Origin of the sequence: Shewanella sp. H8 (assembly GCF_040285065.1) — a bacterium.
Classification (GTDB): domain Bacteria; phylum Pseudomonadota; class Gammaproteobacteria; order Enterobacterales; family Shewanellaceae; genus Shewanella; species Shewanella polaris.
Genome location: NZ_CP157213.1, coordinates 2,960,950 through 2,968,847, shown reverse-complemented (window position 1 = coordinate 2,968,847; position 7,898 = coordinate 2,960,950). Strand labels below are relative to the sequence as shown.

General features: G+C 40.2%; 6 protein-coding genes. 3 read left to right on the top strand and 3 right to left on the bottom strand.

All coding sequences use genetic code 11. The features are described 5' to 3' along the window. Window positions 1–21: 21 nt before the first annotated feature. Window positions 22–954 (top strand): 4'-phosphopantetheinyl transferase superfamily protein, encoded by a 933-nt coding sequence (locus ABIS04_RS12865; protein WP_082707453.1) that lies wholly within the window; start codon window positions 22–24, stop codon window positions 952–954. A 118-nt stretch (window positions 955–1,072) separates the two neighbouring features. On the opposite strand, the gene ABIS04_RS12860 is transcribed toward ABIS04_RS12865, so the two are convergent. Further along, window positions 1,073–3,064 (bottom strand): alkyl sulfatase dimerization domain-containing protein, encoded by a 1,992-nt coding sequence (locus ABIS04_RS12860; RefSeq protein ID WP_350431311.1) that lies wholly within the window; start codon window positions 3,062–3,064, stop codon window positions 1,073–1,075. A 139-nt stretch (window positions 3,065–3,203) separates the two neighbouring features. Between ABIS04_RS12860 and ABIS04_RS12855 the strand changes: the two genes are divergently transcribed. After that, on the top strand, window positions 3,204–4,139 hold the full coding sequence (locus tag ABIS04_RS12855; protein WP_350431310.1) for a LysR family transcriptional regulator: 936 nt from the start codon (window positions 3,204–3,206) through the stop codon (window positions 4,137–4,139). Window positions 4,140–4,340: 201 nt separating this feature from the next. Here the strand turns inward: ABIS04_RS12855 and ABIS04_RS12850 are convergent, their stop codons facing one another. Both ABIS04_RS12850 and queF read right to left on the bottom strand, forming a co-directional pair. Then, complete coding sequence (locus ABIS04_RS12850) at window positions 4,341–5,864, bottom strand: carboxypeptidase (protein ID WP_350431309.1); 1,524 nt, start codon at window positions 5,862–5,864, stop codon at window positions 4,341–4,343. A gap of 431 nt (window positions 5,865–6,295) precedes the next feature. Continuing rightward, entirely contained in the window at window positions 6,296–7,153 is an 858-nt protein-coding gene (queF, locus tag ABIS04_RS12845) for an NADPH-dependent 7-cyano-7-deazaguanine reductase QueF (RefSeq protein ID WP_137226536.1), read from the bottom strand. 54 nt (window positions 7,154–7,207) lie between these two features. Between queF and syd the strand changes: the two genes are divergently transcribed. Further along, window positions 7,208–7,858: a SecY-interacting protein gene (gene syd, locus ABIS04_RS12840; protein ID WP_350431308.1), complete on the top strand. Its 651-nt coding sequence runs from the start codon at window positions 7,208–7,210 to the stop codon at window positions 7,856–7,858. Window positions 7,859–7,898 lie beyond the last annotated feature (40 nt).

Here is a 7,898-nt window from a genome sequence, read left to right as displayed (position 1 = left end):
TATGTATTTTTAATGTCGGTCATGTCCTCAGCAACTCAATCAACGACAACATCAGCGGTTCAATCAGCCAATCGATCTACCGGGCTTTCTCAGCCCTATGTTTATTTTGTGCCGCTTAATGGGGCGCTCTCTCCTGCTGATTATGAAGCGGGTTTAGCCTTAGGTTGGTTAACTGATGACGAGGTCGCTAAGGTGAGCCGTTATAGGAGCGTGTCGGCACGCAATAATGGTTTACAAGTACGCTTAGCGCTTCGGGCTGTGTTATCACTTCATAGTGAACTAAAGCCCAATGAGTGGCGTTTTAGTTACGGCGCTAAAGGTAAACCGGCATTAACACCAGACTTGTTGGCGAAAACGGGGCTACATTTTAATTTAAGTCACAGTGGTGAGTGGTTAATGATTGGGATAGTGATGGGCGGACATGCGTTAAAAGCTGATCATTACGCTGATGCTGACCTGTGTTTTGGGGTTGATATTGAGCGTGAACGTAGCAGTACTGATATTGTACCTATTCTTAACCACTACTTTACCCAAGCTGAAACCGACACTTTATTACAATTGCCGCCATCATTGCAGCGACAGCGATTTTTTGATTTATGGGCGGTTAAAGAGTCTTACATTAAAGCTCGTGGTTTAGGCTTAGCATTGTCACTTAAATCATTTTCTGTTGATTTTAGCTTAATAGCGCGAGGGAGTGTAAATGTGCAACTCGCTGATAAATCACATCAAAATATTGAGTTACAACAAGGTGTTAAGCTTGATTTTACAGAGGATGAAGACATTGCCACCACAATGGTGTGGCAAACAGTATTAGGTCGGTTTGATCAGCAATATCGTTTTGCAATAACCTTTGGCTTAACTAAGCAAGTAAATGATCAACATTCATTAAGAGTAGAGTCCATTGATCATTCATTGAATATTTACCAATTGTCGTTGGCAGATCTACTTGGTTAAAGCCAAAAACGACTTTCTAAAATCAGATGTTAAGCAGAAAAGTTAATTCGAGTCGGTACAAAAAATTCAGCCGAAGCAAAGCTTCGGCTGAATTGTGTTTAGTTGAGCTAGCTTAGAGTTAACGTAATGGAACGATTTCAAAATTTTCGTCAAATTGAACTAACGTTGAAGCTATTTTACTAAAGGCATCTTGGTCGCCAGTCATGGTGGCATTACCTTGCTCAAGCAACTGCTTTAGCGTTGTTTGACCTAATAAAATATCAACAACATCCGATTTTGCAATCGTTAAGGTTGCGTCTGCCGCTTTAGCTTTTTCGACAATGATATTGTTTAAGTTACCATTACTTAGCTCTACAAATACTGTGTTAGCTGGCTCGCCTTTGGCTGCTTTAGTTTCCACATTTAAACTTATACCCCCTAATTTATTTGCTGCAATACTGTCCACTTTAACGGCTAGAAAATCAAACAATGTTGTCATATTCATTTCGCTCAATACATCTGGTGACGCTGATTTTGGCGCGCCAGGCTGAATACCAATACGTAACTCTTGGGCTCCAGTAAGGTAAATATTTCTCCAGCCTGCACCTTCTGCTTGATAACCAAGTTGTTCATAAGTATCAGCCAATAAGTCTCGGGCAGGTTGATTATTTGGGTCTGCCATCACCACTTTGTTGAGTGCCGTAGCCACAAAGCGGTAATCACCCTCGCTAAAGTCTGCTTTAGCCTTTTTCACGATATTATTAGCTCCACCCATATATTCGACAAATTTACTTGCCTCTTGTTGAGTAGGTAGTGGATTTAAGTTGGCTGGATTCATGTCAAAGTAACCCAAATACATGTTGTAAACCGCTTTGGCGTTGTGGCTGTATGTGCCGTGATAACCATTGGTGTACCAGGTGTCTTTGACCTGTTGCGGAATAGTGTCCATGATTGCATCGCCAATATCTTGTATCACAACGCCTTGGTTGGCTAATCGTAATGATTGATTATGCACTAAACCATAATTGTCACGTTGCATTTTAAGATATTGATTAATTTCACCATTACCCCATACCGGTGCTGAATGTGATGCAAATAATACTTCAACATCTTGACCAAATGCATTGACCATTTGGTTGATGTCTTTTGACCACTTTAAGGCATCACGTACTTTGGCACCGCGTAATGTATAAATGTTATGCATACCGTCATAGGTGAGTTCACCTGTCCATAACGCTTTCATCGACGGAATATAAGTCACCATTTCACTGGCCGCTTCAGTGCCTGATGCATCCATAAATACCATTTCAAGCCCGTCGATCGTTAACGTTTCCCATTTGTCTTGTTGGTTGAGTTCATAGTCTGGTTTCACATAAGTAATTTCACCTTTTGATAAGCCTTTTGCCAAGGCTGCATCAACAATACCATGATCGTGTTTACCCAATGTGGCTCCATATTGATAACTTGCTCGGCGGCTCATAGCGTTACCAGCCAGTACATTTTCATCTACAACTTCTGTCGTAATATTATTTGAACCGTACACTTTCACGTCAGGATATAAGTTTTGAACCCCGCGCGCTCCACCAAAGTGATCTGCATGACTGTGGGAATAAATCATTGCTACAATGGGTAAGTTGTTGCCTTCTGGTAAGTGTTCAAAAGCAAATTTTAGTGATTGCTCTGCGGCTTCTTTTGTTAACAGTACATCATAAACAATCCAGCCTGTTTCACCTCGAATCAAGGTCATATTAGATAAGTCAGTGCCACGAATTTGGTAGATACCGTCAGTCACTTTATATAAACCGTTGGGTACCATATTGAGTTGTGCTTGGCGATAAAGTGATGGATTAACCGAGTCCGGAAATTGTTCACTGATAAAGCTAAATTCTGCACGTAAAATGTCAGCGGTTGCTTGGTCGAACTCAGCAATTTGGTTTTTACTAAAACGCTCAAAAGCGACTTTGTCATCAAAATTCAAGCTTTTTGCTAAGGCAGCATTTTGTGCAATAGTAGCAGGTGTTGCCGCTTTTCCGTGATAGTCGACCGTTATATGATCGTGCTCGTGTTGTGCTGCAAATGCATTGAGTGAAAGTGTTGTTATCATTGATAGTGCGATGATTGATTTGTTCATAGTGGTATTCCTCGTTAAATTAAAATATAGGTTTTAAACTTGATGAACCTATCTTAAGGAATAAACACCAAAAGATAACTATAGCTAAATGGTTATAATATATTCACAATGTAAATGTATTGATGATAAAGGTAAGCATATGAATGATGAATTGAGCCATAAATTATCAACTTTAGATTTGAATTTATTACGGGTGTTTTGTGTGGTTTGTCAGCAATCGTCGATTACTCGTGCTGCTGAACAGTTAGCATTAACCCAGTCTTCTGTGAGTAATGCGATAAATCGTCTTAAAATCGCATTAGATTGTGAGTTATTTATTCGGATTGGTCGTGGTATTGAACCTACTGCGACAGGGTTGTATATCTTTAATTCGGTGCAACCTATGCTTGATGCTATTGAACAAACATTGATGGGGATCAGCGAGTTTGATCCTTATACCTCTTCACGAGTATTTACCATATATGCTAATGAAGCTGTGATTGATTTACTGCAACCGCACTTAGATAAGGCGTTAGCTCAGTTAACGGTGAGAGTGGTTTTTCGAAATTCTCCTGTGCATGAGGACGATCAATATCAAGACTTACAAATGCAAAAAATTGATTTGTTAATTGATATTGTGCCTCCAAAACTCAAAACTTTTCGTTTTCAAAAGGTCGCTCAAGAACGGATTATCTGTGTTGTACGTCAACAGCACCCTCAGATACATAATAGTGTTAGTCGTGAAGATTACTTTGCTGCAGAACATGTCATGTATCGTTTTCATCGCGACAACATGCGTGTCGCTGACATTATTTCCAATGAACCTTTACCGCAACGGACGTTATATTGTGAACAGTCGTCGATATTGAGTATGTTGTCTTTGATCAGTAAATCAAATGCCATTGGTATTGCGCCTTACGCATTTAGCCAAAGTTATGCACAATTATTTAACCTTAATTTACTTGAATTGCCGTTTGAAACTCGACCTATTGAGCTATTCAGTATTTGGCCGAGTAAGCATTCACAAGATAAGTCGTGTATTTGGTTGCGGCAAACCATCGAGATATTGATGAAAGAAGCATATGGTTCTTCATAAAAAAGGGTCGCTTTCAAAAAAGCAAATTTAAAGGTGAGCTCTAGCAGATTATGACTTACAGCAATGGCCATTTACGTTGGACGAGTATATGTATTCTATCTATTCAGTGTATTGGCGAACGGCGGTCTTAATCGATGCTGCAAATAAAAACGCCAACGATATTGATAATCTCGTTGGCGCAATTAATTCATTTGCAACAGGTTAGTATTTTGCGGGTTGGCCTGTTGTGGGTAGCGTTGTTTTTATAAACTCGCGTAAATCTTGATTCGATTGTTTTAAGTCGTCATGACGAAGATACATCATATGGCCACTGCGATAGCCCTTAAAAGACAATCTATGTTTCATTAATCCGCTACGGTCAAGTTGCCACATAGTGTATTTAGCGTCAAAGTAATTGGTCGCACCGTCATAATAGCCTGATTGAATCATGACATTAAGGTATGGGTTTTGTGCCATCGCTAAGCGTAAGTTTGCACCAGTATTATCTTTACTTTTATCCCATGGGTGAACAGGGCCGAACATATTGTATTTTAGATCCGTTTTGTAATTTAGTTCAGTGCGGAGGTAATCATTAATGGCTGGAGTGAAACTGTGTAACCAAGATGTCAGTTCTGCATTGTAGTCTGGTCGACCACCAACAGTCTTTTCATCAATACCAATATAACGCGAGTCTAAGCGGCCAATGGTTTGTTGGCGGTCACGCAAAAGCGCTTTCCAGAAATAGTTGGTATCGATATCTAAATTACTTTGCAGTACTTCAGTGACACTTAGCCCTGAATATCGGGCGACTTGCTCGGCAATACGTTGTTTTTCTTCTGATTCAATAAAGCTACCTTTAGCGAGCGCAGGCAGATATTGATTTAATGTAAATTGCTCTACTTCAGCCAGTAGTAGGGTTAAATCTTGTTGTAGTAAATCTTCCCCAAGCACTTTGTGATACCAAGCTGCGGCGGCAAAATACGGTAAACGATTGGCCGCTTTTACAGGTCCGTTTCGTTCAATGCCGAGATCGGTTGGCGATACTAAAATTACGCCATTTGGATACATCCATTGGTTTTTTTGAAGCTCTAAAGCTAAACCTGATACGCGTGCCGTGCCGTAGCTTTCGCCGATTAAATATTTAGGCGAGCGCCAGCGCTCATTACGTGTCACAAAGGTGGTAACCCATTCCGCTAGATATTTAATATCGGCATTTACGCCAAAGAACATTTTTTGTTGTTCATCTTTTGACGGCATTTTTCCTTCGGCATTAGGCAATACTCTTGAGTAGCCCGTATTAACTGGATTCACATATACAATGTCGGCGGTATCTAATATCGAGTAGTCGTTATTTTTAACACCGTAAGGCTGCAGTGGATAACCTTCATCGTCGACATTTAATACTCTAGGTCCCGTGTAGGCAATGTGCATCCATACCGAAGCAGAACCAGGGCCGCCATTAAACGAAATAATTAACGGTCTGTTACTGTCATCTTTAATATCTGTGCGCTGGTAATAGGTGTAAAACAAGGTTGCAGTTGGGTGACCTTCGTCATCCCATACTGGCTGAGTACCTGTGGTCGCACGATAAGGGATTTTCTTGCCATCGATTTGTGCTTTATGTTCGGTGATCACTTTTTCATCAATGGGAACTTGTCTTATTTCGTCGGCGAAAGCCGTTGATGAAATGCAAAAACTTTGCAGGCAGAGCACGATGACACATGTTTTGAATAAATAATGGCGCATAAGAGGTCTCGTTAAAGTGATTAGTCATTGTCGAGTGACTAGCAGATTAGCATAACGATTGCTTAAACGGGGGCGGGAAGATGAGCTAATATTGTAAACAATTGTGCAATATTGAATCACAATTTTAGTTTGAGTCGTTAAAGGTCTCGAGAAGTAATATGTGTACCCTAGTCGTTCTTTCATAACGGCTTGAAAATGGAATTGGTGTGGCTACCTTTTTAAATTTAGGACGTAGTCTTGATGATCCGTTTACTCTTGAAGAGAGTGCTCTTTAGCTATATATATGGCTTATTAAGGTGTTTCAAGATTGAAATTTAATAGCGAAAGATCATATGCACTTGTCATTGTTGGTATAAAAATAATAATAAATCAAAAAAGCCTTTATCATTCGATAAAGGCTTAGCGTCTACAGCAAAAGAGTTTACAAACAGTTACTGTCTGGCGAGTCTGTTTGACTCTGGCGGGTTTTCAAAATCGCTGCGATATGGGTTAATGTCTAAACCACCGCGGCGAGTGTAACGCGCATAAACCGTTAACTTAGTGCAATGACAGTATTTCTTTAAATCAACAAAGATACGTTCGACGCATTGTTCGTGAAATTCATTGTGCTGGCGGAATGAGATTAAATAGCGCAGCAGTTTTTCACGATCAATTTTAGGCCCCTGATAACGTACCATTACGCTGCCCCAATCGGGTTGCGAAGTAATTAAACAGTTAGACTTTAGCAGATTAGAATTTAGCGTCTCGGCGACACTTTTATCTGAGTCGGTGCTGTCTAGTAAGTGATCGGGCTTAAAGGTGTATTCTTCGATTTCAATATCTAAGTCGTCAATACAAGTGCCTGGTAAATCAACAATGCGTTCAAGGTTGAAATGTTTCGGTTCGATAACGTTTACTGTTACCTCTCCTTGAGCGCAAGCTGCTAAATCACGGCTTAATGTATCTTGTACCGCTTCAGCATTTTCAAACTTAGTTTGGTTAAAGCTGTTTAAGTACAGTTTAAACGATTTCGATTCAATCAAATTGACACTGTTAATGTCTAACTGAACTTCCATAATGGCCACAACAGGCTTGCCTTTGGCGTTAAGCCAAGACAATTCATAGCCGGTCCAAATATCGGTGCCATGAAAAGGAAGCTCACCACTTAATGCTAATGCATCTCGGTTGAGTTTTCGTGGAACCCCTTGCAGCAGTGACGCGTCATACTCAGCTTGATACGCAGTTGCATGACCTAATGTTAGGCCTTTTAATGCAGCTGCATCACTATAAGGGTCGTGATTGTTTGTCATCGAATCGGTTTCCGTGTCAAAATATGGTTTTATTATAAACTACGAGTGGCTTAAGTGTCTTGTTCATCTGCATTAGATTGCTTTATAAAAAATTATCTTCATTCTTATCAAGATACTCTATCTGAACTTCCACGCTATTATCCTTTGGGCGAAGCGTCAATATGTATTCAAGGTGAGTTTGATGAAAATAGTGATGAGGTAGTGTTCTGGAAGCCTATTAAACGTGATGAAATAGCTGATTTCACTAATGTTGAACATGCATTAAATATTCAGTTATACCCTGATATTCATGCATTTTATGGTCAATATTTTTCCGCTCCATTGCCGTTTACCTCAAGCTTTGGTGAAGGAGAATTACTCCAAGCATGGAATCAAGCTGATTTTGAGATTTTGCAACAAAATGTAATTGGGCATTTAATCATGAAGCAAAAGCTGAAACAGCCACTGACTTGGTTTATCGGTGTGCTAGGTGATGGTGATGAAATGCTCACGGTAAACAATGATGATGGCAGTGTATGGGTAGAAATACCTGGTCAGAAGCAAAGCACTCACATTGCAGCATCATTAAGCCAATTTATCGAACAGTTGTCACCGGTGGTTAAACCACCCGTTAAACCTATCGAAGATACCTCTACGGTTACCGATCATCCTGGGATCTGGCAGCGGATCAATAGCATGTGGCAATCATTGCGTGGAAACAAATAATGATAGCCGTAACCTGCATCTCTCAATGACGTTGAGCGAT